The following is a 26,460-nucleotide window of genomic DNA, read 5'->3' as shown; positions in this document are numbered from 1 at the left end:
TTGCAGGAATTGGGAGTCCTTCGGCCTCCAGCGGGAGCAAGCTCCCTCGCCACAGTTTTCAGGTGTTGCTGAGCATCACATACGCAGCAGCATTTTCCACGCACGATTCTGATAAACCGCAATCGCCTGCTGCTTGCGCGCATCGAGCAGTTCGTCAGTGATCGTCGGTTCGTTAGCCAGTTGCGCCAGTTTGTTCAGCTCGCCGTACAGGCGATCCATTTCCGCGATCTCCAGCACGTTACGCGCGTGGTGCAGCCAGACCTGGATGCGTTCGATGCGCGGCAGTTGCTCGGCCAGATCTTCCGGTTGCTGCTGATAGCGCTGCAATTGCAGGGACGTGGCCTCCTCGCCGAGCATGCGTGGCAGCCAGCTGTGCAGTTGCGCGGCGCCCTGACGATTGCCGCGAGTGTTGCGCTCGGCGGCCCAGGTGCGGGCCAGCAGCCAGCGCGAGACAGTCAGCGAAAACAGGCCCCAGCGCGGGTCTTCCAGTTCTTCAAGGAATTGCTCCGGCGCCGCCTTGCGTACGTCTTCGTCTTCAATACCGACCTGAACCAGTGGGCGCCAGTCTTCCAGCAGAGCGTCCAGCGCCACGCGCAGGTCGTGAGTGGCCGGACGCGGTGCGGCCTGGCCGAGGCTGCTGAGCAGGGCGCGCATTTCCGCGAGGTTCTCGACCCAGTCCTGCAGCAGGCGCCAGTGGCCGTTGAAGCGATATTGTTCGGCCAGACGCTGGCTGCTGCCGAGCAAGTGCCAGGCCAATGCGGCGAAGGCGTCGTCGAGTTGGGTTTCCGGGGTCAATTGCGGCGCCGGCAGGCTCAGCGAGTAGCTGTTGGCGTCGTACAGACGGTAGCCGCGCTCGGCCTTGCTGATGTCGCACGGCATCAGGGCCAGGGTCTCGGCCAGTTCAGCGGCCAGTTCCAGCAGCGCGGCAGGCTCGCCTTCGCGCAGTTCCAGTTCCAGCTCGCAGATTTCTTCTTTCTGTTTGCCGACCACCACGTGACCGAGGTCCAGTGCGGCTTCGATCACCACTTTGGCCTTGCCGCGGCCCCAGGCGATTTCCGCGCGCTCGCGGACGAAATCGGTGGTGAAGATCGGCTTCAGGGTTTTCTTGTCCAGCTCGGCCAGCGCCTCGGGCCAGCATTCGCCGTCGAGTTTCTTCACGTCGAGCTTGGCTTTGGGCAATTTCCAGTCGTATTCGTTACGCTCGGACAGACCGGCCACGCTCTGGCCGCGGGTCTTGAGGGTCTGAATCACTTCGTCACCGTCCTTGCGCAGGCGCAGGGCGACTTTGGCCTGAGCCAGATCGCGCTCGGGGGTGTCGAAGTACTGGTTCATCAACTCACGGCGTTCCCAGCCATTTTTGTTGCGTTTTTTCAGTAGCGGGTGCTCGCGCAGGGCCGCGAGGGTTTCGCGGCTGACGCGGAGTTTGATTTCGGTTTCTTTCTGCATGGCCGGAAAATCCAGGATCGGGAGCGCAGCCGGGGGAATGTGTGGCTGCCAAGGCCGTGCAGTGTACAGGACTCAAACTTCCTACGCCCTGCGGCGGTTTATTCCGAGCGCCGGATGGCTCTATGATGGACTTCAAATCGGGAGTTGGAGTCAGCGATGCCTTTGCCATCCATGCAAGACCAGTTCGCGGCACTGATCGCCGCACCGTCGGTCAGTTGCACCCAACCGAGCCTGGATCAGTCCAACCGGGCGGTGATCGATTTGCTTGCCGGTTGGCTGGGTGATCTGGGCTTCAGCTGCGATATCCAGCAGGTCAGCCCCGGAAAATTCAACCTGCTCGCCAGTTTTGGCAGCGGGCCCGGCGGCCTGGTGCTGGCCGGGCACAGCGATACTGTTCCTTATGACGATGCGCTGTGGCAGACCGATCCGCTGAAACTCACCGAAGTCGATGGTCGCTGGGTCGGCCTGGGCAGTTGCGACATGAAGGGCTTTTTCGCCCTGATCATCGAAGCCGTGCAGCCGCTGCTCGAGCAACCGTTCAAGCAACCGCTGCTGATCCTCGCCACCTGTGATGAGGAAAGTTCGATGTCCGGTGCCCGGGCGCTGGCCGAGGCCGGCAAGCCACTGGGCCGTGCGGCGGTGATCGGCGAGCCGACCGGGCTCAAACCGATCCGCATGCACAAGGGCATCATGATGGAGCGCATCGATATCCTCGGGCAGAGCGGCCATTCGTCGGATCCGCGCCTGGGTCACAGCGCCCTCGAAGCGATGCACGATGCCATCGGCGAACTGCGTGGCCTGCGCCTGTTATGGCAGCGTGAATTCAACAACCCGCAGTTCAGCGTGCCGCAACCGACCATGAACTTTGGTTGCATCCATGGCGGCGATAATCCCAACCGCATCTGCGGCCAGTGTTCGCTGGAGTTCGACCTGCGCCCACTGCCGGGTATGGACCCGCAAGTCCTGCGTGCGGAAATCCTGCGCAAGCTCAACCCGGTGGCCGAGCGGCATCAAGTGAAGATCGACTATAAGCCGTTGTTCCCGGAAGTGCCGCCATTCGAACAGGCCGAAGACGCCGAATTGGTGCGCATCGCTGAAAAACTCACCGGTCATAGTGCCGAAGCAGTAGCGTTCGGCACCGAAGCGCCTTATCTTCAGCGCCTTGGCTGCGAAACCATCGTGCTCGGCCCCGGCGACATCGCCTGTGCACACCAGCCCGGCGAATACCTTGAAATGTCACGTTTGCAGCCTACCGTGCAGCTATTGCGGCAGTTGATTGAACATTACTGCCTGAAGAATTGAACGCATCCCTTGTAGGAGCTGCCGAAGGCTGCGATCTTTTGATTTTGTTTTTAAAGATCAAAAGATCGCAGCCTGCGGCAGCTCCTACAGGGGGAAGCCGTTAAATTAGTGGAAGTCCAACCCGTATTCATGAGGAGAGCGCGCGTGTCGCCAAGCCTGTTCCGACGATAACCATCAGCCCGCTGTGCGTTTTCTGTTTCGCCCTTTTTTCCGGCTGCTATTTATTACAGGCCCAGGTTCATGCCCGAATACGTCAATTGGCTTCGTCACGCGTCCCCTTACATCAATGCCCACCGCGACTGCACCTTCGTCGTCATGCTGCCCGGCGATGGCGTGGAGCATCCGAACTTCGGCAACATCGTCCACGACCTGGTGCTGCTGCACAGCCTCGGCGTGCGTCTGGTGCTGGTCCACGGTTCGCGTCCACAGATTGAAACCCGCCTCGCTGCTCGCGGCCTGACCCCGCACTACCACCACGGCATGCGCATCACCGATGCGGCGACGCTGGAGTGCGTGATCGACGCGGTCGGTCAGTTGCGCATCGCCATCGAAGCGCGGCTGTCGATGGACATGGCCTCGTCGCCGATGCAGGGCTCGCGCCTGCGGGTGGCCAGCGGCAACCTCGTTACCGCCCGGCCGATCGGTGTGCTTGAAGGTGTCGACTATCACCACACCGGTGAAGTGCGCCGGGTCGATCGCAAAGGCATCAATCGTCTGCTCGACGAGCGTTCGATCGTACTGCTGTCGCCGCTGGGCTACTCGCCGACCGGGGAAATCTTCAACCTCGCCTGCGAAGACGTCGCCACCCGCGCCGCGATTGATCTGGGGGCGGACAAGTTGCTGCTGTTCGGCGCGGACCTCGGTCTGATCGACGAGAACGGCAAACTGGTGCGCGAACTGCGCCCGCAACAGGTACCGGCGCATCTGCAACGTCTGGGCAGCAGCAACTATCAGGCGGAATTGCTCGACGCTGCTGCCGAGGCTTGCCGTGGCGGTGTCGCGCGCAGCCATATCGTCAGTTATGCCGAAGATGGTGCGCTGCTGACCGAACTGTTCACCCGTGACGGTGGCGGCACGCTGGTCGCGCAAGAGCAATTCGAGCTGGTGCGCGAGGCGGCGATTGAAGACGTCGGCGGTTTGCTCGATTTGATCAGCCCGCTGGAAGAGCAGGGGATTCTGGTGCGTCGTTCGCGCGAAGTGCTGGAGCGCGAGATCGAGCAGTTCAGCGTGGTCGAGCGCGAAGGGATGATCATTGCCTGTGCGGCGCTGTACCAGATTGCCGATTCGGACGCCGGTGAGCTGGCATGCCTGGCGGTGAATCCGGAGTACCGCCACGGTGGTCGCGGCGATGAGCTGCTGGAGCGCATCGAGACCCGTGCGCGGGCGCAAGGGTTGAAAACCCTGTTCGTCCTCACCACCCGTACCGCGCACTGGTTCCGCGAGCGCGGGTTCGAACCCAGCAGCGTCGAGCGTCTGCCGGCGGCGCGGGCGTCGCTGTACAACTATCAGCGCAACTCGAAGATCTTCGAAAAATCCCTGTAACCCAAGCCCTGTAGGAGCTGCCGCGGGCTGCGATCTTTTGACTTTGGTTTCCTGAAAACAAGATCCAAAGATCGCAGCCTGCGGCAGCTCCTACAGGTTTTTGTGTTTACTCAGCGATGAACTTCGCGCTGACATACGGCGAATAGTCCGGCAGCACCGTTTCAACCTTGCCCTGTTCCTTCAAAAACTTCGCCGTCTCACCAATCGCCTTGGCCGTGCCGCCGTCCAGCAGTGCGGTGGATTGCTGCGCCTTGGCATCAGGGAACGCGGAACCGGCGAGCAACTCCGGCACGTCGGCCGCATTGGCACCCGTCAGTTTTGCGATTTTCTGCACCGGTGCCGAGTCCGCTGTCCAGCTGTCCTTATGGCTGGCGTAATCGGCAAACGCGTCTAGAGTAACCTTGGCAAACTTGGCCACCACCTCAGGATGCTTCTCGGCGTAGTCCTTGCGCGCGACCCAGACTTCGAAGGTCGGTGCGCCCCACTGGCCGACTTGCGCGGCATCGGTCAGGGTCTTGCCGGTCTTGCGGATTTCACCCAGTGCTGGCGACCAGACAAACGCGCCATCGATATCCCCACGCTTCCAGGCTGCGGCGATTTCCGCCGGCTGCAGGTTCACCACTTTGACTTTAGAGGTGTCCAGGCCCCAGTGCTTGAGTGCACCGAGCAAGCTGTAGTGGGAGGTGGAAACGAAGGGCGTGGCGATGGTCTTGCCGACCAGATCCTGCGGGGAGTTGATCCCGCTGCCATTGCGCACCACCAAGGCTTCGGCGGCATTGATCTGCGCTGAAACAATGAAGGCGACGATCGGCAGATTGCGTGAAGCAGCCGCTGCCAAAGGGCTGGAGCCGAGGTTGCCGATCTGTACATCGCCCGATGCAATGGCTGTCACAACTTCCGGGCCACTATTGAAGCGCCGCCAGTCGATCTTCTGGCCGATGGTCGTTTCGTAAGTACCGTCGGCCTGAGGAACTTTGCTCGGGTCGATACCGGTTTGATAGCCAATCGTGAGGTTGGCCGCTTGAGCGGAAAAAGAAATTATTGCCGATACACAAACTGTAACAAATTGACTAGATAGTGCCCGTTTGGCCATGATGGCGTCGCCTTTTGGATAGGGTTTGACGTGATTCGAATACGTCAACGCTAATCGATCTAAAAATAGGCGAACAAATACCATTTAGTAATTAGCTTAGTAGCCGATATCCTGTGTTGCGCTGCAGGTGGCCATTACTGGGCCATATACCCAGATGGTATAAAAAAGAATGAAATAATTCTTTTTGGGGTTATCAGGAAAGTCAGTACTGTGCAGGGACCCAAATACTGCGATTAGACCTTGGTCGTAGACACACAAGGTTACGATTGACTTGTCAGTCACGCTCTGGCGCTAATCGCGAACCTACGGATCCGGGCATTCGACCAGGACCAGGAACACAAGAATTAGAAACGAGAGGAGCTTTACATGAACAAGTCCACCTTGGCCCTGGCTGTGGCCGTAGGGGTTATGGCGCAGCAGGCAGGCGCCGCCGGTTTCATCGAAGACAGCAAGGCCACTCTGGGCCTGCGCAACTTCTACATCAACACTGACAACCGCGATGGCACTGGCCCGAACAAGAACGAAGAGTGGGGCCAAGGCTTCGATCTGCGTTTCATCTCCGGCTACACCCAAGGCACCGTGCAGTTCGGTGTTGACGCGATCGGCCTGTACGGCGTGCGTCTGGATTCCAGCCCGGCTACCAGCGGTAACTCCGCAGGTACCGCTTCCGGCGGTACCGTATTCCCAAGCGATGGCAACCGTGCAGTGCATGACTTCGCCAGCCTGGGCGTGACCGGCAAGGTCAAGATCTCCCAGACCGAGCTGAAGGTCGGTACCCTGATGCCGAACAACCCGGTCATCAAATACAACGACGGTCGTCTGCTGCCGCAAACCTTCCAGGGTGAAGCAATCACCTCGAACGAGTTCAAGGATCTGACCCTGACTGCTGGTCAGGTTGAGGCCGTGAAAGGTCGTAACTCGAGCAACAACGAGAACATGTCGATCGCCGGCGCAAACGCCAGCTCGAACTACGACAGAGGCGTGTTCAGCAACAAGTTCTACTACGGTGGTGCTGACTACAAGGTCACCAAAGACCTGACCGCTTCGTACTACTACGGCGAGCTGAAAGACTTCTACTCGCAGAACTTCCTCGGTCTGGTGCACAACTGGGCAATCGGCCCGGGCGTGCTGAAAAGCGACCTGCGTTACTACCGCAGCCGTGACAACGGTGCCAACGGCGATACCGCTGCCTACTACACCAGCGGTTACTACGGTGGCACTACCACCAAGGGCAAAGTCGACAACGATCTGTACAGCTACCTGGCGCTGTACTCGGTTGAAGGTCACACCTTCGGTGCCGGCTACCAGTACACCAAAGGCGACAGCGACTTCCCTTGGCTGAACCAGGGTGACGGCTCGTCCAACAGCACCATCACCGACATGCAGATCCAGAAGTTCGCCCGTGCTGGCGAGCGCACCTGGCAGGCTCGCTACGGCTACGATTTCGCCAAGATCGGCGTTCCTGGCCTGACCGCCAACCTGATCTACCTGCGTGGTAACAACATCGATACCCCGCTGGGCGAAAAAACCGAGTGGGAACGTGACCTGACCATCGGTTACGTGATTCCGGAAGGCCCGCTGAAAAACCTCGGCGTAGCCTGGAAAAACGCGATGTGGCGTACCGACCTGGCGAACACCCGTTCCCAGGACGAAAACCGCCTGATCGTCAGCTACTCGATCCCGCTGCTGTAATAGCGCGCTCAAGCGGCTGATGTAAAAAAGCCCCGTCCGGCATCGCGCCGGACGGGGCTTTTGCATTTTCGAGTCAGGCTCACCCCCGTAAGCCTGACTCGAAATTCCCCTCTTTTGCAGCTACTCAAGGCCTTCTCGAACCTTGAGGGCGATGTTCGTCGCGATGCGGGCGAGCGTCCAGTGAACGATGTTTAATATTCCTTTAAGTGCTAGATATCTAGTTATTTATTCTTTTTAACGATGGCAAATCCCGAGCTACAGTTGAGTTCTCCAACAACTCATCAGGAGCAGCACCATGAGCCTCAGACTCGGCGACATCGCCCCCGACTTCGAACAGGATTCCAGCGCCGGCAAGATTCGTTTCCACGAGTGGCTGGGCGATAGCTGGGGCGTGCTGTTCTCCCACCCGGCCGACTTCACCCCGGTGTGCACCACCGAGCTGGGCTTCACCGCCAAGCTCAAGGATGAGTTCGCCAAGCGCGGAGTGAAAGCCATCGCGCTGTCTGTCGACCCGGTGGACTCGCACCACAAGTGGATCGAAGACATCAACGAAACCCAGAACACCATCGTCAATTTCCCGATCCTGGCCGATGCCGACCGCAAGGTGTCCGACCTCTATGACCTGATCCACCCCAACGCCAACGACACCCTGACCGTGCGTTCGCTGTTCGTGATCGATCCGAACAAGAAGATTCGCCTGACCATCACCTACCCGGCGAGCACCGGGCGCAACTTCCACGAGATCCTGCGGGTGATCGATTCGCTGCAGCTCACCGACAACTACAAGGTGGCCACTCCGGCCAACTGGCAGGACGGTGAAGAGGTGGTGATCGTGCCGTCGCTCAAGGATGAGGAGGAGATCAAGCGGCGCTTCCCGAAAGGCTATCGCGCGGTGAAGCCATACCTGCGCCTGACGCCGCAGCCGAATCGTTAAGATCAAAAGATCGCAGCCTGCGGCAGCTCCTACAGGAGGAAGCCGATCTATGTAGGAGCTGCCGAAGGCTGCGATCTTTTTGATGCATCCCAATAGCAGGGGATTTCAGGCCGTTTTCACGGCCTGTTTTTTTGCCCGGAACAAAGCAAATCGCATATCTCTTAAACGCATAACCAAATGAATAAATATGATTTATAGATATATAAATCAGCTGGTAAGGTCACTCCCATCGAAGCGAGATCGCAACCCGCGAATCGCCTGTAACGCGCAAGGAATTGTCTGAATGCTGGTCGTCTCACTCGGTGGCAGTCCCAGTCAGCGCTCCCGCTCAGGAGTGTTGCTCGAGCGCTCGCAACGCTGGTTGCAGGAGCAAGGGGTGGAAGTGGTGAGTTATCAGGTGCGGGACTTCCCGGCCGAAGACTTGCTCCACGCCCGCTTCGACAGCCCGAAGGTGCTCGACCTGCTGGCGCAGATTGAAAACGCCGACGGTCTGCTGATCGCCACGCCGGTGTACAAGGCGTCGTTCTCCGGTGCGCTGAAGACCGTACTCGATCTGCTGCCCGAACGCGCCCTGAACCATAAGATTGTTCTGCCGATGGCCACGGGCGGCAGCATCGCCCACATGCTGGTGGTCGATTACGCGCTCAAGCCTGTGCTGTCGGCATTGAAGGCCCAGGAAATGCTGCAAGGGATTTTTGCCGAGGACAGCCAGATCGCCTACGGCGAGGGCAGTGCCCAGGCGCAGTTGGCGCCGGCTCTGGAACAGCGGCTGCATGAAGCGCTGGACCAGTTTGTCAGCGCCATGGCCCGCCGGCCGAAGCCGCTGGAACCGGGGCTGTTGAACGAACGCTTGTTGAGTGCTCGCTGGAGCATTTGAGCCACACCGAAACTTGAAGTACTCACCTTACTCAGCCGCCAACGGCCAAGCAGGTGCAGCCACAACCCAACAGCAAAAAGGAGAGCGCTATGCGCACTGTATTTTTGCGTCGTGGTCTGGTCGCTCTGTTTGCTGCGGCTGTCACCTTCGGCGCCATCACTCAAGCTCAGGCCGAGACGCTTCGGATCGGTTATCAGAAATACGGCACGTTGGTGCTGCTCAAAGCCAAAGGCACGCTGGAAAAACGTCTGGCCGCCCAAGGCGTGGACGTGCAATGGACTGAATTCCCCGGCGGCCCGCAACTGCTGGAAGGCCTGAACGTCGGCTCGATCGACTTCGGCGTGACCGGCGAGACTCCGCCAGTATTTGCCCAGGCGGCGGGTGCTGATCTGCTCTATGTCGCTTACGAACCACCAGCGCCGAACAGCGAAGCGATCCTCGTACCGAAAGACTCGCCGATCAAATCGGTGGCGGATCTGAAGGGCAAGAAAGTCGCCCTGAACAAAGGCTCCAACGTGCACTACCTGCTGGTGCGCGCACTGGAAGATGCCGGCCTCAAATACTCCGATATCCAGACCGTATTCCTGCCGCCGGCCGATGCCCGCGCCGCGTTCGAGCGTGGCAGCGTCGATGCCTGGGTAATCTGGGATCCGTACCAGGCTGCTGCCGAGAAACAGCTGCAAGCACACACCCTGCGTGACGGCAAAGGCATCGTCGACAACCATCAGTTCTATCTCGCGACCAAACCTTACGCGCAGAAAAATCCCGAGGTGATCAAGACCCTCGTCGAAGAAGTGCGCGCTGTGGGCGAGTGGTCCAAAGCCAACCCTGAAGACGTGACCCAGCAGGTCGCGCCACTGCTCGGCCTGCCAGCGGACATCACCCTGACCTCGGTGAAACGCCAGGGCTACGGTGCGCTGTTCCTGACTCCGGAAGTGGTCGCCGCGCAACAGAAAATCGCCGACACCTTCTACCAGCTCAAGCTGATTCCCAAGCCGTTGAGCATCAAGGATGTGATCTGGACCCCACCGGCCGCTGTGGCCCAAAGCTCGGTTACCCAAGCCCAGTAAATCGAATCCCCAAGGAGACCACTCCATGAGCCTCAACATCTTCTGGTTCCTGCCTACCCACGGTGACGGCCATTACCTTGGCACCGCCGAAGGCGCCCGCGCCGTTGACCACGGTTATCTGCAACAGGTCGCGCAAGCGGCGGATCGTCTGGGCTTTGGCGGCGTGCTGATTCCCACCGGCCGCTCCTGCGAAGACTCGTGGCTGGTGGCCGCGTCGCTGATCCCGGTGACCCAGCGTCTGAAATTCCTTGTCGCCCTGCGCCCCGGGATCATTTCCCCGACGGTGGCGGCGCGGCAGGCAGCGACGCTGGATCGTCTGTCCGGCGGTCGTGCGCTGTTCAACCTGGTGACCGGTGGCGATCCGGAAGAGTTGGCCGGTGATGGTCTGTTTCTCAACCATGAAGAGCGTTATCAAGCCTCGGTGGAATTCACCCGCATCTGGCGTCGGGTGCTGGAAGGCGAAACCGTTGATTACGACGGCGAACACATCAGCGTGAAGGGCGCCAAGCTGCTTTATCCACCGATCCAGCAACCGCGTCCGCCGCTGTACTTCGGTGGATCTTCGGAAGCGGCGCAGGATCTGGCTGCCGAACAGGTCGAGATGGTGCTGACCTGGGGCGAGCCGCCAGCGGCCGTCGCCGAGAAGATCGAGCAGGTGCGCGCCAAAGCCGCCAAGCTCGGGCGTACCGTGCGCTTCGGCATTCGTCTGCATGTGATCGTGCGCGAAACCAACGCCGAAGCCTGGCAAGCGGCAGACCGGCTGATCTCGCATCTGGACGATGACACCATCAAACGTGCGCAAGCATCGCTGGCGCGCTTCGACTCGGTCGGTCAACAACGCATGGCCGCGCTGCACGGCGGCAGTCGTGACAACCTCGAAGTCAGCCCCAACCTGTGGGCCGGCGTCGGCCTGGTGCGTGGCGGTGCCGGTACCGCGCTGGTCGGCGATGGTCCAACCGTGGCGGCCCGCGTGAAGGAGTACGCGGATCTGGGCATCGATACTTTCATCTTCTCCGGTTATCCACACCTCGAAGAGTCGTACCGCGTCGCTGAACTGCTGTTCCCGCACCTCGACATCGAGCGTCCGGAGCTGCCGAAAAGCGCCGGTTACGTCAGCCCGTTCGGCGAGATGGTGGCCAACGACATTCTTCCCAAAGCCGCGTCGCAGAGCTGAGGCGCGTCATGAGAAAATTTATCCACAGCCTCGCGCCCTGGGCGTTGCCGGTGCTCTTGCTGGCGGTGTGGCAGTTGTCGGTGTCGGCTGGCTGGTTGTCGACGCGGATCCTGCCGGCACCGGTGGCGGTGATCGAGGCCGGTGTCAGTCTGGTGCGCAGCGGCGAGATCTGGACGCATCTGGCAATCAGCGGCTGGCGCGCCGCGCTGGGCTTCACCATCGGCGGCAGCATCGGCCTGGTGCTGGGCTTCATCACCGGCCTGTCGAAGTGGGGGGAACGCCTGCTCGACAGCTCGGTGCAGATGATCCGCAACGTGCCGCACCTGGCGCTGATTCCGTTGGTAATTCTGTGGTTCGGCATCGACGAGTCGGCGAAGATTTTCCTGGTCGCGTTGGGCACGTTGTTCCCGATCTACCTCAACACCTACCACGGCATCCGCAACGTTGATCCAGCGCTTGTGGAAATGGCGCGCAGTTATGGCTTGAGCGGTTTCAGCCTGTTCTGGCAGGTGATTCTGCCGGGCGCGCTGCCTTCGATTCTGGTCGGTGTGCGCTTTGCGCTGGGCTTCATGTGGCTGACGCTGATCGTTGCCGAAACCATCTCCGCCAGCTCCGGCATCGGCTATCTGGCGATGAATGCCCGCGAGTTTTTGCAGACCGATGTCGTGGTGCTGGCGATCCTGCTTTACGCGGTACTCGGCAAACTCGCTGATCTCGCGGCCCGTGGACTTGAGCGTGTGTGGCTGCGCTGGCATCCGGCCTATCAGGTGGCCAAGGGAGGTGCGGCATGACCGCTCAACAACCTCCACGCCTGCTGCGCGGGATTCCGCTGGTGGTGCGCAACCTGCAGAAAACCTTTGGTGCGCGACAAGTGCTGCGCGACATCGACCTGCACATTCCGGCGGGGCAATTCGTCGCCGTGGTCGGGCGCAGCGGTTGCGGCAAGAGCACCTTCCTGCGCCTGCTCGCCGGCCTCGACCAACCGACTGGCGGCGACCTGCTGGCCGGCGCCGCGCCGCTGAGCGATGCGCGGGAAGACACCCGGCTGATGTTCCAGGAAGCCCGGCTGCTGCCGTGGAAAAAGATCATCGACAACGTCGGCCTCGGCCTTAAAGGCAACTGGCGCCCGCAAGCTCTGGAGGCGCTGGAAGCGGTGGGTCTGGCCGATCGCGCCAACGAGTGGCCGGCCGCCTTGTCCGGTGGGCAGAAGCAGCGTGTGGCGCTGGCCCGGGCGCTGATTCATCAACCGCGCCTGCTGCTGCTCGACGAGCCGCTGGGTGCGCTGGATGCGCTGACCCGGATCGAGATGCAGCAACTGATCGAACGCCTCTGGCAAAAGCATGGGTTCACCGTGCTGCTGGTGACCCACGACGTCAGCGAAGCGGTGGCGATTGCCGACCGGGTGATTCTGATCGAGGACGGCGAAGTCGGCCTCGACCTGCAAGTGGAGCTGCCACGCCCGCGAGTGCGCGGATCGCATCGACTGGCAGCGCTGGAAACCGAAGTGCTCAACCGTGTTCTGTCCCTGCCCGGCGAACCGCCGGAGCCGGAACCTGTTTCACCACTGCCTACGCAATTGCGCTGGGCTCAATAACTCAAGCTTTATCAACGACAGGAATCAAAGCCATGACTATCAAAGCCATCAACGTGCGCAACCAGTTCAAGGGCTCGATCAAGGAGATCGTTCTCGGCGACGTGCTGTCGGAAATCGACGTGCAAACCGCCTCCGGCATCGTCACTTCGGTGATCACCACCCGCTCGGTCAAGGAGCTGGAACTGGCGGTGGGCAGCGAAGTGATCGCCTTCGTGAAATCCACCGAGGTGTCGATCGCCAAGTTGTAAGCCGGTGAGTAAAAAACAACCCCGAAAGGCGTGAGCCCTTCGGGGTTTTTCTTTTTGAAGATCAAAAGATCGCAGCCTTCGGCAGCTCCTACAAGGGAATGCGCGCCTGTAGGAGCTGCCGAAGGCTGCGATCTTTCAGCGTTTGGGCAGATAAGGCGGCAGATACAACCCGAGATAGGCATCAAACACCCGCATCCCTTCCTCGGCCATGCGCGGTGTGATCTGCCCGTGTTGCTGTACCGAGCGCGCATACACGCGGTCGCCCAGCTCCATCGCCAGTGCAAACACATCGACATCGCTCGGCAGGCGCGGCAATTCGAAGTGATGGTCGAACAGCTTGTGCATCAGGTCGCCCAGTTCGATGTCGTGCTGCCGGTCAGCCTGGGTCACTTCGGTCAGGCCGTGCTGGGCGAGGATCAACTGGCGGGCGGCAGCGTCTTCGTCATAGATCTCCAGCATGCGTTGCTCGATCAGTCGCGAGAGGTCGCGCCAGTCGCGCAGGGCGTCATGGTCGATCGGCGCTTGCAGGCAGGCGCGAAACGCCGCGTGCACATCGGCGGTCAATGCTTCGAGCAGCGCGGGGACGCTGGCGAAGAAGTGGTACACGGAGGAGGGCGGAATCTGCGCGCGTTCGGCGACGCTGTAGATCGACAGACTGGCCACACCCTCGGCGGCCAGCAGCGTACGCGCGGCGTCGAGTATCGAATCGATGCGCGCCTGGCTGCGGGCACGGGGTTTGCGGACGGGGGCGGGACGCGTCATGAAAGTCTCCTGCGGGGCAGCGGGCATTGTACGAGCCGGGTTCGATGTTGTCTGCCCGGACGCCATCGCTGGCAAGCCAGCTCCCACAAGGAATGTTTTTGTACCTGGAATTTATGTTCGACGAAGAACCTGTGGGAGCTGGCATGCCAGCGATCCGCCGCAGGCGGCCATTCACACCCAACACAGGGGGTTGTGTTCTGCCATAAAAAAACGCTGCGGGCTGAAATGGCCGGCAGCGCTTTTTATTCCTGCAATCCGCTTAAACGGTATGCAGATACCAGTTGTACTCAAGGTCGGAGATGGAGTGTTCGAACTCCTCCAGCTCGCTTTCCTTGCAGGCGACGAAGATATCGATGTATTTCGGATCGATGTACTTGGCCATCACCTCGCTGTCGTCCAGCTCGCGCAGGGCATCGCGCAAGTTGTTCGGCAGGCTTTGTTCGTTCTGCTCGTAGCTGTTGCCTTCGACCGGAGCGCCCGGTTCGATCTTGTTCACCAGACCGTGATGCACACCGGCCAGGACCGAAGCCATCAGCAGGTACGGGTTGGCGTCGGCGCCGGCCACGCGATGTTCGATACGCACGGCATCGGCAGAACCGGTCGGTACGCGGATCGCCACGGTGCGGTTGTCCAGGCCCCAGCACGGCGAGTTCGGCACATAGAACTGCGCGCCGAAGCGACGGTACGAGTTGACGTTCGGGCAGAGGAAAGCCATCTGCGCCGGCAGGGTCTCGAGCACACCGCCGATCGCGTGACGCAGCGCGGCGTTCTGCTCGGGATCCTCGCTTGCAAAGATGTTCTTGCCATCTTTGTCGAGCACCGAGATGTGGACATGCAGACCGTTACCCGCCTGGCCCGGATACGGCTTGGCCATGAAGGTGGTGTCCATTTCATGGTCGTAGGCGATGTTCTTGATCAGGCGCTTGAGCAGGACCGCGTAGTCGCACGCCTTGATCGGGTCGGCGACGTGGTGCAGGTTCACTTCGAACTGCGCCGGGGCACTTTCCTTGACGATGGCGTCGGCCGGGATGCCTTGTTCTTTGGCACCTTCCAGAATGTCCTGGAGGCAGTCGACGTATTCGTCGAGGTCGTCGATCAGGTAGACCTGAGTCGAGTGTGGGCGTTTGCCGGAGATCGGTGAGCGTGGCGGCTGTGGACGACCGTTCACGTTTTCCTGGTCGATCAGGTAGAACTCCAGCTCGAAGGCTGCGCAGATGGTCAAGCCCAGCTCGTCAAACTTTGCAACAACTTGACGGAGCACTTCGCGCGGGTCGGCGAAGAACGGGTCGCCTTCGAGTTCGTGCATGGTCATCAGCAGTTGCGCGGTAGGGCGCTTCTGCCATGGCTCGTTGCACAGGGTATCGGGGATGGGATAGCAGATCCGGTCGGCGTCGCCGATGTCCAGACCCAGGCCGGTGCTTTCCACCGTAGAGCCATTGATATCCAGAGCAAATAGGGAGGCCGGCAGGTTGATGCCTTTCTCGTAAACCTTGTGGAGGCTGGTGCGTTCGATGCGCTTGCCGCGCACCACACCATTCATATCCGCAATCAGAAGGTCAACGTACAGAACCTCAGGATGTTCCTTAAGGAACGCGTTCGCTTCGTTAAGCTGAACGGCACGCGGGGGTACCGACATGATGCAACACCTTTGTTGTTAAAAATATCAATCATTGATCTTTTCTGGTTTCAGTCAACCCGAACGGCCTGCCGAAGTCAAGCGAGGCCTTTTTTGCCCTAAAAAAGCGCTGCAAGGGCATTTATGGGGCACTTTGGGGCAGTTTTTTGTCCTTGGGACGCTTGGCACCCGCGGGCTTGAGCAGGCCGTGTTGTATTTTTTACGGGGGTGTTGTGTAAAAAAATGAACAAGGCTAAGCTCCGACCAAACCCATAACAGCAATAATACCGGGGTGCTTCATGTCTCGCCTGCCGTTAATCGGCATCACCGACTGCTCGCAACAGTCCGGTCTGCATGCTCATCACATCAGTGGCGACAAATCCGTCCGTAACGCAGCCAGCATGGCTCGTGGCTGGTCGACGAGGTTCTCGTGCGCATCAGGCCAAACGGCAACGTCCGATATTCTGGACGCACGGGACAGCATCCTGTTTATGGCGTCTCCTTCCAATATAGATCCCTTTGAGTCCCAAAGCCTGTGCCGCTCCCAAAGCCGTGCTCATGATTCTGCACGCCTTGAATGTGCACAGGAAATGCAACGCCAGCGTAAAGGGCAGGTAAGCTCCTCTTTCATTGTCTATGCGCGGTGCCAGGCGTAAGCCGGTACTGCGCGCAAGCAAGCCCCCTTTAACGCGACGCCACGGCGTCAAACTTTGCCTGACACGATGTCAGGAGACTCAGCCCAGAGGCATTTATGAGTAACAACCTCGACCAGCTCACCGATTGGTTGAAAGACCACAAGATCACAGAAGTCGAATGCATGATCGGCGACTTGACCGGTATCACCCGGGGCAAGATCTCGCCGACCAACAAGTTCATCGCCGAAAAGGGCATGCGCCTGCCGGAAAGCGTGCTGTTGCAGACCGTGACCGGCGACTACGTCGAAGACGACATCTATTACGAACTGCTCGACCCGGCCGACATCGACATGATCTGCCGCCCCGACCAGAACGCCGTGTACCTGGTGCCATGGGCGATAGAGCCGACCGCCCAGGTGATCCACGACACCTACGACAAGCAAGGCAACCCGATCGAGCTGTCGCCGCGCAACGTCCTCAAGAAAGTCCTGAAGCTTTATTCCGACAAGGGCTGGCAGCCGATCGTGGCGCCGGAAATGGAGTTCTACCTGACCAAGCGCAGTGACGACCCCGACTATCCGCTGCAGCCGCCGATCGGCCGCTCGGGCCGTCCGGAAATCGGTCGTCAGTCGTTCTCCATCGAAGCGGCGAACGAATTCGACCCGCTGTTCGAAGACGTCTACGACTGGTGCGAACTGCAGGAGCTGGACCTCGACACGCTGATCCACGAAGACGGCACGGCGCAGATGGAAATCAATTTCCGTCACGGCGATGCACTGTCGCTGGCCGACCAGATCCTGGTGTTCAAACGCACCATGCGCGAAGCCGCGCTCAAGCATGACGTGGCCGCAACCTTCATGGCCAAGCCGATGACCGGCGAGCCGGGCAGTGCCATGCACTTGCACCAGAGCATCATCGACATCGAGACCGGCAAAAACGTGTTCTCCAATGAAGATGGGACCATGAGCCAGCTGTTCCTGCACCACATCGGTGGCCTGCAGAAACTGATCCCGGAATTGCTCCCGCTGTTCGCACCGAACGTCAACTCGTTCCGCCGCTTCCTGCCGGACACTTCGGCGCCGGTGAACGTGGAGTGGGGCGAAGAAAACCGCACCGTGGGCCTGCGCGTACCGGATGCCGGCCCGCAGAACCGTCGCGTGGAAAACCGCCTGCCGGGCGCTGACGCCAACCCTTACCTGGCGATTGCCGCGAGTCTGCTCTGCGGCTACATCGGCATGGTCGAGGGCCTCAACCCGAGCGCGCCGGTCGTGGGCCGTGGTTACGAGCGCCGCAACCTGCGTCTGCCGCTGACCATCGAGGACGCGCTGGAGCGCATGGAAAACAGCGCGACCATCGAGAAATACCTGGGCAAGACCTTCATCACCGGCTACGTCGCGGTCAAGCGGGCCGAGCATGAAAACTTCAAGCGCGTGATCAGTTCCTGGGAGCGTGAGTACCTGCTCTTCGCCGTCTGATACGCCGGGCGCGGTGGCCAGCCGCCGCGCCTTCACCGATAACAAGGAGAATTGGCATGACCAGCAACAACCCGCAAACCCGTGAGTGGCAAGCCCTGAGCAGCGATCACCACCTGGCCCCGTTCAGCGATTTCAAGCAGCTGAAAGAGAAGGGTCCACGGATCATCACCAACGCCAAGGGCGTGTACCTGTGGGACAGCGAGGGCAACAAGATCCTCGATGGCATGGCGGGTCTGTGGTGCGTGGCGATCGGTTATGGCCGTGATGAACTGGCCGACGCAGCTGCCAGGCAGATGCGCGAACTGCCTTACTACAACCTGTTCTTCCAGACTGCGCACCCGCCGGCACTGGAACTGGCCAAGGCCATCGCCGACGTGGCGCCGGAAGGCATGAACCACGTGTTCTTCACCGGTTCCGGCTCCGAAGGCAACGACACCATGCTGCGCATGGTTCGCCACTACTGGGCGATCAAGGGCCAGCCGAACAAGAAAGTCATCATCAGCCGCAAGAACGGTTATCACGGTTCCACCGTGGCCGGCGCGAGCCTGGGTGGCATGACCTATATGCACGAACAGGGCGACTTGCCGATCCCGGGCATCGTCCACATCGCGCAGCCGTACTGGTTTGCCGAGGGCGGCGACATGTCGCCGGAAGAGTTCGGCATCTGGGCGGCCAATCAGCTGGAAGAGAAGATTCTCGAAGTCGGCGTGGACAACGTCGGCGCCTTTATTGCCGAGCCGATTCAGGGCGCTGGCGGCGTGATCATTCCGCCAGATACTTACTGGCCGCGCATCAAGGAAATCCTCGCCAAGTACGACATTCTGTTCGTGGCCGACGAAGTGATCTGCGGTTTCGGCCGTACCGGCGAGTGGTTCGGTTCGGATTTCTACGACCTGAAACCCGACATGATGACCATCGCCAAAGGCCTGACGTCCGGCTACATCCCGATGGGTGGCCTGATCGTTCGTGATGAAGTGGTGAAAGTGCTCAACGAAGGCGGCGATTTCAACCACGGCTTCACCTACTCCGGGCACCCGGTGGCGGCGGCGGTGGGGCTGGAAAACATCCGGATTCTGCGCGACGAGAAAATTATCGAGAACGCGCACAACGAAACGGCACCGTATTTGCAGAAACGTCTGCGCGAACTCAACGATCACCCGTTGGTGGGTGAAGTGCGCGGGGTCGGTTTGCTGGGGGCGATCGAACTGGTGCAGGACAAGGCCACTCGCAAGCGTTACGAAGGTCGGGGCGTGGGCATGATCTGCCGGCAGTTCTGCTTCGATAACGGCCTGATCATGCGCGCCGTGGGCGACACCATGATCATTGCGCCGCCGCTGGTGATCAGCAAGGCGGAGATCGATGAGCTGGTGACCAAGGCACGTAAATGCCTGGACCTGACCCTCAGTGCGTTGCAGGCCTAAGTGCTAGGCTTCGAGCGGGGGAGCTGCGGCGCTCTCGCTCGAAGGTGTCAGAAAGGTTGGCCTTTTCTTGAAAGACCGCCTCCGATCTTGCCAGACTAGCCGCGGTTCCAGTTGTCCGGGTTCGGCCGCTGAACAAAGTGGTTCAAAAAAGAAAAATTTGGAGCATGACGCATGAAGGCATTAGGTAAAAAGCTTGCTGGCAAGACTCTTCTCGCGCTGTCCGTCGCGGGCATGATGGCGGGTGCGGTTCACGCGGACGACAAGGTACTGCACGTCTACAACTGGTCTGACTACATCGCCCCGGACACCATCGCCAACTTCGAAAAAGAGTCGGGGATCAAGGTGGTCTACGACGTGTTCGACAGCAACGAAACCCTGGAAGCCAAGCTGCTGGCGGGCAAGTCCGGTTACGACGTGGTCGTGCCGTCGAACAACTTCCTGGCCAAGCAGATCAAGGCTGGCGTTTATCAGGAGCTGGACAAGTCCAAGCTGTCCAATTACGGCAACCTGAACAAATCGCTGCTCAAGGCGGTTTCGGTCAGTGACCCGGACAACAAGCACGCCTTCCCGTACATGTGGGGCTCGATCGGCATCGGCTACAACCCGGAGAAGGTCAAGGCTGCACTGGGCGTCGACACCATCGATTCCTGGGACACTCTGCTCAAGCCGGAGAACATCGCCAAGCTCAAGAGCTGCGGTGTGAGCTTCCTCGACTCGCCGACCGAAATGCTTCCGGTCGCGCTGCACTACCTGGGCCTGCCAACCGACAGCCAGAAGAAAGAAGACATCAAGAAAGCCGAGGAACTGTTCCTCAAGATTCGTCCTTCGATCACCTACTTCCACTCCTCCAAGTACATCTCGGACCTGGCCAACGGCAACATCTGCGTAGCAGTCGGCTACTCGGGTGACGTGCAGCAGGCCAAGTCCCGTGCCGCCGAGGCCGGTGACAAGGTCAAAGTCAGCTATGCCATTCCGAAGGAAGGCGCCGGCAGCTTCTATGACATGGTCGCGATTCCAAAAGATGCGGAAAACATCGACGGCGCCTACAAGTTCATGAACTACCTGCTGCAACCGAAAGTGATGGCCGAGATCACCAACGCTGTGCGCTTCCCTAACGGTAACGCCGAAGCGACCCAGTACGTGAACAAGGACATCACCTCCGATCCAGGCATCTACCCGCCAGCCGACGTGCAGGCCAAGCTGTATGCGATCGCCGATTTGCCGGCCGCTACCCAGCGTGAACTAACCCGCAGCTGGACCAAGATCAAATCCGGTAAATAAGCCGGTTTGAAGCAACAACCACTGGCCGTCGTCGCCGCGACGGCGGCCAGCGGATCAATTAAATGACAGGAAGTTTTGCAGGAACGGTTTTTCGAGGGTAAGTTGCGCGCCGGTTTGGTTGCCGGGCAGCCATGGCTGTCATGTAACGCGGGGCAACTTGGGCCCAACTAATTTAGAGGACCTCCACTTGCCTATTTTTTCTTCTTTGCGCAAAGCCCTGCTGGCCACTGCCGGCCTGACGATCGCTGTCGGAGCCCAGGCCGCCGGTACGGTGCATATTTATAACTGGTCGGATTACATCGGCGAGACCACCCTGGCCGACTTCGAGAAAGCCACCGGAATCAAACCGGTGTACGACGTGTTCGATTCCAACGAGACCCTGGAAGGCAAGCTGCTGGCCGGGCGTACCGGTTACGACGTGGTCGTGCCGTCGAACCACTTCCTCGGCAAGCAGATCAAGGCGGGCGCGTTCCAGAAGCTCGACAGGTCGCAGTTGCCGAATTATTCGAATCTCGATCCGGTGCTGCTCAAGCGCCTGGAGCAGAACGACCCGGGCAACCAGTACGCCGTGCCGTACCTGTGGGGCACCAACGGCATCGGCTACAACGTCGAGAAAGTCAAAGCGGTGCTCGGCATCGACAAGATCGACTCCTGGAGCGTGCTGTTCGAACCGGAGAACATCAAGAAGCTGCACAGCTGTGGCGTAGCGTTCCTCGACTCGGCCGACGAAATGATGCCGACCGTGCTCAACTACATGGGCCTGAACGCCAACAGCACCAATCCGAAGGACTACGCCAAGGCCACCGACAAACTGCTGGCCGTGCGTCCCTACGTGACCTACTTCCACTCGTCGAAATACATCGGTGATCTGGCTAACGGCGACATCTGCGTGGCCATCGGTTTCTCCGGCGATATCTTCCAGGCCAAGCACCGTGCCGAAGAAGCCAAGAAGGGTGTGAACATCGCCTACTCGATTCCGAAAGAGGGCGGCGCGTTGTGGTTCGACATGCTGGCGATTCCGAAGGACTCGTCCAACGTCAAAGAGGCCCACGCCTTCATCAACTATTTGCTGAAACCTGAGGTGATCGCCCAGGTCAGTGATTACGTCGGTTACGCCAACCCCAACCCGGGGTCGGACAAGCTGATGGAACAGTCCATCCGCACCGATGAAGCGGTTTATCCACCGCAAGCAGTCCTCGACAAGACCTACGTGTCGGTCGAGTTGCCACCCAATACTCAGCGTTTGATGACCCGTAGCTGGACCAAGGTCAAGTCGGGCAAGTAAGGCACAAACTATCCTGGGTTCGCCCGCATGGGGCGAACTGCACTGTTTTTTTCTGGGAGTTTCGTAAATGGCAGTTGCCTCCGGCGCCTATAAGAAAGCCCTCGAGGGCGACCAGACACCTAAGCAGGTGTTGGTCAAAATCGACCGGGTCACGAAGAAGTTCGACGAGACGATTGCCGTGGACGATGTGTCCCTGGAAATCAAGAAGGGCGAGATCTTCGCCCTGCTCGGCGGTTCGGGATCGGGCAAATCCACGCTGCTGCGGATGCTGGCAGGGTTCGAACGGCCCACGGAGGGGCGCATTTTCCTCGACGGCGTCGACATCACCGACATGCCGCCGTACGAGCGACCGATCAACATGATGTTCCAGTCGTACGCCTTGTTTCCGCACATGACCGTGGCGCAGAACATTGCCTTCGGCCTCAAGCAGGACAAGATCCCCAACGCCGAGATCGATGCGCGCGTGGCCGAGATGCTCAAGCTGGTGCAGATGAGCCAGTACGCCAAGCGCAAGCCGCATCAACTGTCCGGCGGTCAGCGGCAGCGTGTGGCTCTGGCGCGCTCGCTGGCCAAGCGGCCGAAACTGCTGCTGCTCGACGAGCCGATGGGCGCACTGGACAAGAAACTGCGTTCGCAGATGCAACTGGAGTTGGTGGAAATCATCGAGCGTGTGGGCGTGACCTGCGTGATGGTGACCCACGACCAGGAAGAGGCCATGACCATGGCCGAGCGCATCGCGATCATGCACCTGGGCTGGATCGCCCAGATCGGCAGCCCGATCGACATCTACGAAACCCCGACCAGCCGTCTGGTCTGCGAATTCATCGGCAACGTGAACATCTTCGAAGGCGAAGTGATCGACGACGCCGAAGGCCACGCGACCATCACCTGCAAAGACCTCGACCGGCAGATCTACGTCGGCCACGGCATCAGCACTTCGGTACAGGACAAATCGGTGACCTACGCGATTCGTCCGGAGAAGCTGCTGGTCACCGCCGAAATGCCGACCTGCGAATACAACTGGTCGAGCGGCAAGGTGCATGACATCGCCTACCTCGGCGGGCACTCGGTGTTCTACGTCGAATTGCCGAGCGGCAAACTGGTGCAGTCGTTCGTCGCCAACGCCGAGCGTCGCGGCCAGCGTCCGACCTGGGGCGATCAGGTTTACGTGTGGTGGGAAGACGACAGCGGCGTGGTACTCCGCTCATGAACATGCGCAAGTTCAAACGACGGCTCAACCGAATAATTCCCAATGGCCGGCAGCTGGTCATCGGGGTTCCGTTCATCTGGCTGTTCCTGTTCTTCATGCTGCCGTTCTTCATCGTCCTGAAGATCAGCTTCGCTGAAGCCGATGTGGCCATCCCGCCGTACACCGAGATCTACACCTTCGCCGAACAGAAGCTGCAACTGCTGCTGAACCTCGGCAACTACGCGATGCTCGGCGACGACGAGCTGTACATCGCTGCTTACCTGGGCTCGCTGAAGATGGCGTTCTTCAGCACGCTGCTGTGCCTGCTGATCGGTTACCCGATGGCCTACGCCATCGCCAGTGCGCGCAAAGAGCTGCAGACGGTGCTGGTGCTGCTGATCATGATGCCGACCTGGACTGCGATCCTGATCCGCGTTTACGCGTGGATGGGCATCCTCAGCAACAACGGCCTGCTCAACGGTTTCCTGATGAGCATGGGCTTTATCGACGAGCCGCTGCAGATCCTCAACACCAACCTCGCGGTGTACATCGGCGTGGTTTATTCGTACCTGCCGTTCATGATCCTGCCGCTGTACGCCAACCTGGTGAAGCACGATCAGAGCCTGCTGGAAGCGGCGTCCGACCTCGGTTCGAGCACCTTCAACAGCTTCTGGAAAATCACCATTCCACTGTCCAAGAACGGGATCATCGCCGGCTGCATGCTGGTGTTCATCCCGGTGGTCGGCGAGTTCGTGATCCCGGAACTGCTTGGCGGCCCGGAAACCCTGATGATCGGTAAAGTGCTCTGGCAAGAGTTCTTCAACAACCGTGACTGGCCGGTGGCGTCCGCCCTGGCGGTGGTGATGCTGGCGATCCTGATTGTGCCGATCATCCTGTTCAACCGCAGTCAGGCCAAGGAAATGGAGGGCAAAGAATGAAACGCATCCGTTTCTCCAGCCTGATGCTGGTACTGGGTCTGTTGTTCATCTACCTGCCGATGCTGATCCTGGTGATCTACTCGTTCAACGCCTCGAAACTGGTGACGGTGTGGGGCGGCTGGTCGATCAAGTGGTACGTCGGCCTGCTCGACAACACCCAACTGATGGGCTCGGTGGTGCGCTCGCTGGAAATCGCCTGCTATACCGCCGTTGCCGCGGTGGCGCTGGGTACGCTGGCCGCCTTCGTGCTGACCCGCATCACCCACTTCAAGGGCCGCACGCTGTTCGGTGGTCTGGTGACGGCGCCGTTGGTAATGCCTGAGGTGATCACCGGTCTGTCGCTGTTGCTGCTGTTCGTGGCCATGGCGCAGATGATCGGCTGGCCGCAGGAGCGTGGCATCGTCACCATCTGGATCGCCCACACGACGTTCTGTGCGGCGTATGTGGCGGTGGTGGTGTCGGCGCGTCTGCGTGAGCTGGACCTGTCGATCGAAGAAGCGGCGATGGATCTGGGGGCGCGGCCGTGGAAGGTGTTCTTCCTGATCACCATCCCGATGATCGCGCCGTCGCTGGCAGCGGGCGGCATGATGTCGTTCGCTCTGTCGCTGGACGATCTGGTACTGGCGAGCTTCGTTTCCGGCCCGGGTTCGACCACGCTGCCGATGGAAGTGTTTTCCGCGGTGCGTCTGGGCGTAAAGCCTGAGATCAACGCCGTGGCCAGCCTGATTCTGCTGGCGGTGTCGATCGTGACGTTCATGGTGTGGTTCTTCAGCCGCCGCGCCGAAGAAGCGCGCAAGAAAGCCATCCAGCAAGCCATCGAAGAAGGCGCCGCCGATTCGTGGAAGCAACCGGACGTACGCCGCGCGCCTGCGCCGGAAGCGGCTTAACAGGCAAAAAGATCGCAGCCTGCGGCAGCTCCTACAGGGATTGCATTCCAATGTAGGAGCTGCCGCAGGCTGCGATCTTTTGCTTCTGGGCTCAGGAAGTCCAAGGGGACTTGCGGATGACCTCGACAAAGTTCATCGGTTTGAACCCCGGCTCCTGATCCACCAGCACATCGGTCTTCACGTTGCCGAACGTGGTCTGCGAACGATGGCGCAAGCCGTCGGCAAACGCGCAGATGATGCACTCCTTGAAACCTTCCCCGCGTGGATGCGCATGCACCACCGCCTCGCGCTGGGTGCTGCTGAACGCCGCGTAATCCATGCCCAGCACGTCCATCTCGACACCCGCCGTCACCAGCGCCACGGTCGGTCGCAAATGCTTCGGCACGCCCGGCGTGGTGTGCAGGGCAATCGACAGCCAGACCTGCTCGATGTCGTCATCGCTCAGACCGTACGGCTTGAGAAACGCCGCTGCCGCGTTGGCGCCATCCACTTCGAAACGCTCGTCGTCACTGCGATAGCCTTCGACCAGACCGAGGTCGTGGAACATCGCGCCGACGTACAGCAGCTCCGGGTTGTAGGCCAGTTGCTGGCGCTCACCGCTTAGCGCACCGAATAGAAATACCCGGCGCGAGTGGTGGTAGAGCAGGTCGGATTCGATGTCGCGAATGTACTCGGTGGTGGCCCGGGCGAGGGCGCTGTCGGGGAGCTTGATGCCGGCAATGGTCGTGCTCATGAAGGTATCCTCATCGAAAACGCCGTCGTGGCGCTGATGGACAAAGTCTGTTCCCTGAGGCACTGAACGGACAATCAACGCATGGCTGCGATCCTTGCCAATCGACCTGCAAATCGTGCCAAGCTAAAAAGATCGCAGCCTTCGGCAGCTCCTACAGTTGTCCACATTCCTTTGTAGGAGCTGCCGCAGGCTGCGATCTTTTGCTCTTGAAAGGGAATCCACAGTCATGAACAAAACCATCGCCATCGTGGTATTCCCCGGCGTGCAGGCGCTGGATGTCAGCGGGCCGATGGATGTGTTTGCCGAGGCCAATCGTTTTTTGCCGCCTGAGGATCACTATCAACTGGAGGTGATCGGCCTCGAACGCGGGCCGATGGCCTGCTCCAACGGGTTGAACCTCAGTGCTCACCGGCACTTCAGCGAAGCGCTCGACGCCTGGGACCTGCTGCTGGTGGCCGGCGGCCCGCAGTTGCCGTTCATGGATTTCGGTAAAAGCTTCGACACCTGGCTGCGCGAGGCCTGCGCCCGTGCGCGGCGTTTCGGCTCGATCTGCAACGGCGCGTTCATGCTGGCGCGGGCGGGGTTGCTCGAAGGGCGCACCGTGACCACCCACTGGAACGATGCCGAAGCCTTGGCCCAGTTGTGTCCATCGACCCAAGTCGAGGCCGACCGCCTGTATGTCGAGGACGGTGCGCTCTACACCTCAGCCGGGGTCACCGCCGGGATCGATCTGTCGTTGTACCTGTTGGCCCGCGATCACGGCGCTGAAGTGGCGCTGAGTGTGGCCAAGCGGCTGGTGGTTTTCACCCAGCGCTCCGGCGGGCAATCGCAGTTCAGCCCGTTCCTCACGCCGCATGCGGAGCCGACGTCGGCGGTGGCGATGGTGCAGTTGTATGTGCTGGCCAACCTCACCGGGGATCTGACGATTGCCGATCTGGCAAATGCAGCTAACATGAGTGCGCGCAACTTCTCCCGGGTGTTCGCTCGCGAGGCCCGGGTCACCCCGGCGGAGTTCGTCGAAAGTGCACGAGTGGATGCGGCGCGGGTGCTGCTGGAAAGCACCACGGCACCGCTGAAGACCGTGGCCTATCAGTGCGGGTTTCGCGATGCGCAGCACATGCGCAGTGTGTTCAATCGCCGGTTGGGGGTGACGCCGCAGCAGTTTCGGCTGAATTTTGCGTTGATGCTCTGAAGGTCTCTTGTGTTCTTAAGGGCCCCATCGCTGGCAAGCCAGCTCCCACAGGTTTCTCGGGTGTTCACATAATCT

24 protein-coding genes are annotated in these 26,460 nt (G+C 60.2%); 19 read left to right on the top strand and 5 right to left on the bottom strand.

What is annotated here, in order from left to right:
- Positions 1-75 precede the first annotated feature (75 nt).
- On the bottom strand, positions 76-1,446 hold the full coding sequence (locus JN524_RS08935; RefSeq protein WP_027610504.1) for a CYTH domain-containing protein: 1,371 nt from the start codon (positions 1,444-1,446) through the stop codon (positions 76-78).
- A gap of 156 nt (positions 1,447-1,602) precedes the next feature.
- Here JN524_RS08935 and argE point away from each other — a divergent pair, with 156 nt between their 5' ends.
- Complete coding sequence (gene argE, locus JN524_RS08930) at positions 1,603-2,748, top strand: acetylornithine deacetylase (protein ID WP_202369128.1); 1,146 nt, start codon at positions 1,603-1,605, stop codon at positions 2,746-2,748.
- 240 nt (positions 2,749-2,988) lie between these two features.
- Positions 2,989-4,290, top strand: a complete 1,302-nt coding sequence (gene argA / locus JN524_RS08925; RefSeq protein ID WP_202369127.1) for an amino-acid N-acetyltransferase — start codon at positions 2,989-2,991, stop codon at positions 4,288-4,290.
- Positions 4,291-4,396: 106 nt separating this feature from the next.
- On the opposite strand, the gene tauA is transcribed toward argA, so the two are convergent.
- Complete coding sequence (gene tauA / locus JN524_RS08920; protein ID WP_202369126.1) at positions 4,397-5,383, bottom strand: taurine ABC transporter substrate-binding protein; 987 nt, start codon at positions 5,381-5,383, stop codon at positions 4,397-4,399.
- Positions 5,384-5,749: 366 nt separating this feature from the next.
- Between tauA and JN524_RS08915 the strand changes: the two genes are divergently transcribed.
- The 8 genes from JN524_RS08915 (at position 5,750) to JN524_RS08880 (ending at position 12,972) form a co-directional block, all read left to right on the top strand.
- Positions 5,750-7,075: an OprD family porin gene (locus tag JN524_RS08915; RefSeq protein ID WP_202369125.1), complete on the top strand. Its 1,326-nt coding sequence runs from the start codon at positions 5,750-5,752 to the stop codon at positions 7,073-7,075.
- A 295-nt stretch (positions 7,076-7,370) separates the two neighbouring features.
- Positions 7,371-8,009 carry a peroxiredoxin gene (locus JN524_RS08910; protein ID WP_202369124.1) on the top strand — a complete coding sequence of 213 codons (639 nt, stop codon included), beginning with the start codon at positions 7,371-7,373 and terminating at the stop codon, positions 8,007-8,009.
- Between the two features lie 283 nt (positions 8,010-8,292).
- Positions 8,293-8,886 (top strand): NADPH-dependent FMN reductase, encoded by a 594-nt coding sequence (ssuE, locus tag JN524_RS08905; RefSeq protein WP_027610508.1) that lies wholly within the window; start codon positions 8,293-8,295, stop codon positions 8,884-8,886.
- An 89-nt stretch (positions 8,887-8,975) separates the two neighbouring features.
- Positions 8,976-9,956 (top strand): sulfonate ABC transporter substrate-binding protein, encoded by a 981-nt coding sequence (locus JN524_RS08900; protein WP_202369123.1) that lies wholly within the window; start codon positions 8,976-8,978, stop codon positions 9,954-9,956.
- 25 nt (positions 9,957-9,981) lie between these two features.
- Positions 9,982-11,130 (top strand): FMNH2-dependent alkanesulfonate monooxygenase, encoded by a 1,149-nt coding sequence (gene ssuD / locus JN524_RS08895; protein WP_003229262.1) that lies wholly within the window; start codon positions 9,982-9,984, stop codon positions 11,128-11,130.
- 8 nt (positions 11,131-11,138) lie between these two features.
- Positions 11,139-11,921 carry an aliphatic sulfonate ABC transporter permease SsuC gene (gene ssuC, locus JN524_RS08890; protein ID WP_202369122.1) on the top strand — a complete coding sequence of 261 codons (783 nt, stop codon included), beginning with the start codon at positions 11,139-11,141 and terminating at the stop codon, positions 11,919-11,921.
- Positions 11,918-12,724: an aliphatic sulfonates ABC transporter ATP-binding protein gene (gene ssuB / locus JN524_RS08885; protein ID WP_095137604.1), complete on the top strand. Its 807-nt coding sequence runs from the start codon at positions 11,918-11,920 to the stop codon at positions 12,722-12,724. The genes ssuC and ssuB overlap by 4 nt, the downstream gene beginning before the upstream one ends.
- Positions 12,725-12,756: 32 nt before the next feature.
- Positions 12,757-12,972: a TOBE domain-containing protein gene (locus JN524_RS08880; RefSeq protein WP_007967989.1), complete on the top strand. Its 216-nt coding sequence runs from the start codon at positions 12,757-12,759 to the stop codon at positions 12,970-12,972.
- 135 nt (positions 12,973-13,107) lie between these two features.
- On the opposite strand, the gene JN524_RS08875 is transcribed toward JN524_RS08880, so the two are convergent.
- Positions 13,108-13,734 (bottom strand): TetR/AcrR family transcriptional regulator, encoded by a 627-nt coding sequence (locus tag JN524_RS08875; protein ID WP_202369121.1) that lies wholly within the window; start codon positions 13,732-13,734, stop codon positions 13,108-13,110.
- A 259-nt stretch (positions 13,735-13,993) separates the two neighbouring features.
- The gene (locus tag JN524_RS08870) at positions 13,994-15,370 is read right to left on the bottom strand and encodes a glutamine synthetase family protein (RefSeq protein ID WP_003229254.1); all 1,377 of its coding nucleotides are present in this window, start codon (positions 15,368-15,370) and stop codon (positions 13,994-13,996) included.
- A gap of 278 nt (positions 15,371-15,648) precedes the next feature.
- Here JN524_RS08870 and JN524_RS27375 point away from each other — a divergent pair, with 278 nt between their 5' ends.
- The 8 genes from JN524_RS27375 to JN524_RS08835 all read left to right on the top strand — a co-directional run bounded on the left by JN524_RS27375 (position 15,649) and on the right by JN524_RS08835 (position 24,460).
- Positions 15,649-16,005: a gamma-glutamyl-gamma-aminobutyrate hydrolase family protein gene (locus tag JN524_RS27375; protein WP_337248649.1), complete on the top strand. Its 357-nt coding sequence runs from the start codon at positions 15,649-15,651 to the stop codon at positions 16,003-16,005.
- 95 nt (positions 16,006-16,100) lie between these two features.
- Positions 16,101-17,459 (top strand): glutamine synthetase family protein, encoded by a 1,359-nt coding sequence (locus JN524_RS08865; RefSeq protein WP_003229252.1) that lies wholly within the window; start codon positions 16,101-16,103, stop codon positions 17,457-17,459.
- A gap of 56 nt (positions 17,460-17,515) precedes the next feature.
- Positions 17,516-18,880: an aspartate aminotransferase family protein gene (locus JN524_RS08860; protein WP_202369120.1), complete on the top strand. Its 1,365-nt coding sequence runs from the start codon at positions 17,516-17,518 to the stop codon at positions 18,878-18,880.
- Between the two features lie 171 nt (positions 18,881-19,051).
- The gene (locus tag JN524_RS08855) at positions 19,052-20,161 is read left to right on the top strand and encodes a polyamine ABC transporter substrate-binding protein (RefSeq protein WP_202369119.1); all 1,110 of its coding nucleotides are present in this window, start codon (positions 19,052-19,054) and stop codon (positions 20,159-20,161) included.
- Between the two features lie 187 nt (positions 20,162-20,348).
- Positions 20,349-21,446 carry a polyamine ABC transporter substrate-binding protein gene (locus tag JN524_RS08850; RefSeq protein WP_202369118.1) on the top strand — a complete coding sequence of 366 codons (1,098 nt, stop codon included), beginning with the start codon at positions 20,349-20,351 and terminating at the stop codon, positions 21,444-21,446.
- A gap of 67 nt (positions 21,447-21,513) precedes the next feature.
- Complete coding sequence (locus JN524_RS08845) at positions 21,514-22,656, top strand: ABC transporter ATP-binding protein (protein ID WP_003229245.1); 1,143 nt, start codon at positions 21,514-21,516, stop codon at positions 22,654-22,656.
- A gap of 35 nt (positions 22,657-22,691) precedes the next feature.
- Positions 22,692-23,573, top strand: a complete 882-nt coding sequence (locus JN524_RS08840) for an ABC transporter permease subunit (RefSeq protein ID WP_171061891.1) — start codon at positions 22,692-22,694, stop codon at positions 23,571-23,573.
- Positions 23,570-24,460 (top strand): ABC transporter permease subunit, encoded by an 891-nt coding sequence (locus JN524_RS08835; protein ID WP_027610518.1) that lies wholly within the window; start codon positions 23,570-23,572, stop codon positions 24,458-24,460. The genes JN524_RS08840 and JN524_RS08835 overlap by 4 nt, the downstream gene beginning before the upstream one ends.
- A 91-nt stretch (positions 24,461-24,551) precedes the next feature.
- Here JN524_RS08835 and JN524_RS08830 read toward each other — a convergent pair whose 3' ends face one another.
- Positions 24,552-25,193 carry an HD domain-containing protein gene (locus JN524_RS08830; protein WP_202369117.1) on the bottom strand — a complete coding sequence of 214 codons (642 nt, stop codon included), beginning with the start codon at positions 25,191-25,193 and terminating at the stop codon, positions 24,552-24,554.
- 226 nt (positions 25,194-25,419) lie between these two features.
- On the opposite strand from JN524_RS08830, the gene JN524_RS08825 reads away from it, so the two are divergent.
- Positions 25,420-26,385: a GlxA family transcriptional regulator gene (locus JN524_RS08825; RefSeq protein WP_202369116.1), complete on the top strand. Its 966-nt coding sequence runs from the start codon at positions 25,420-25,422 to the stop codon at positions 26,383-26,385.
- Positions 26,386-26,460 lie beyond the last annotated feature (75 nt).

The organism is Pseudomonas sp. MWU318, from assembly GCF_016756945.1.
Taxonomy (GTDB): domain Bacteria; phylum Pseudomonadota; class Gammaproteobacteria; order Pseudomonadales; family Pseudomonadaceae; genus Aquipseudomonas; species Aquipseudomonas putida_A.
Note: the sequence above shows the minus strand (reverse complement) of the source record. Positions and strands in the feature narration are given on the sequence as shown.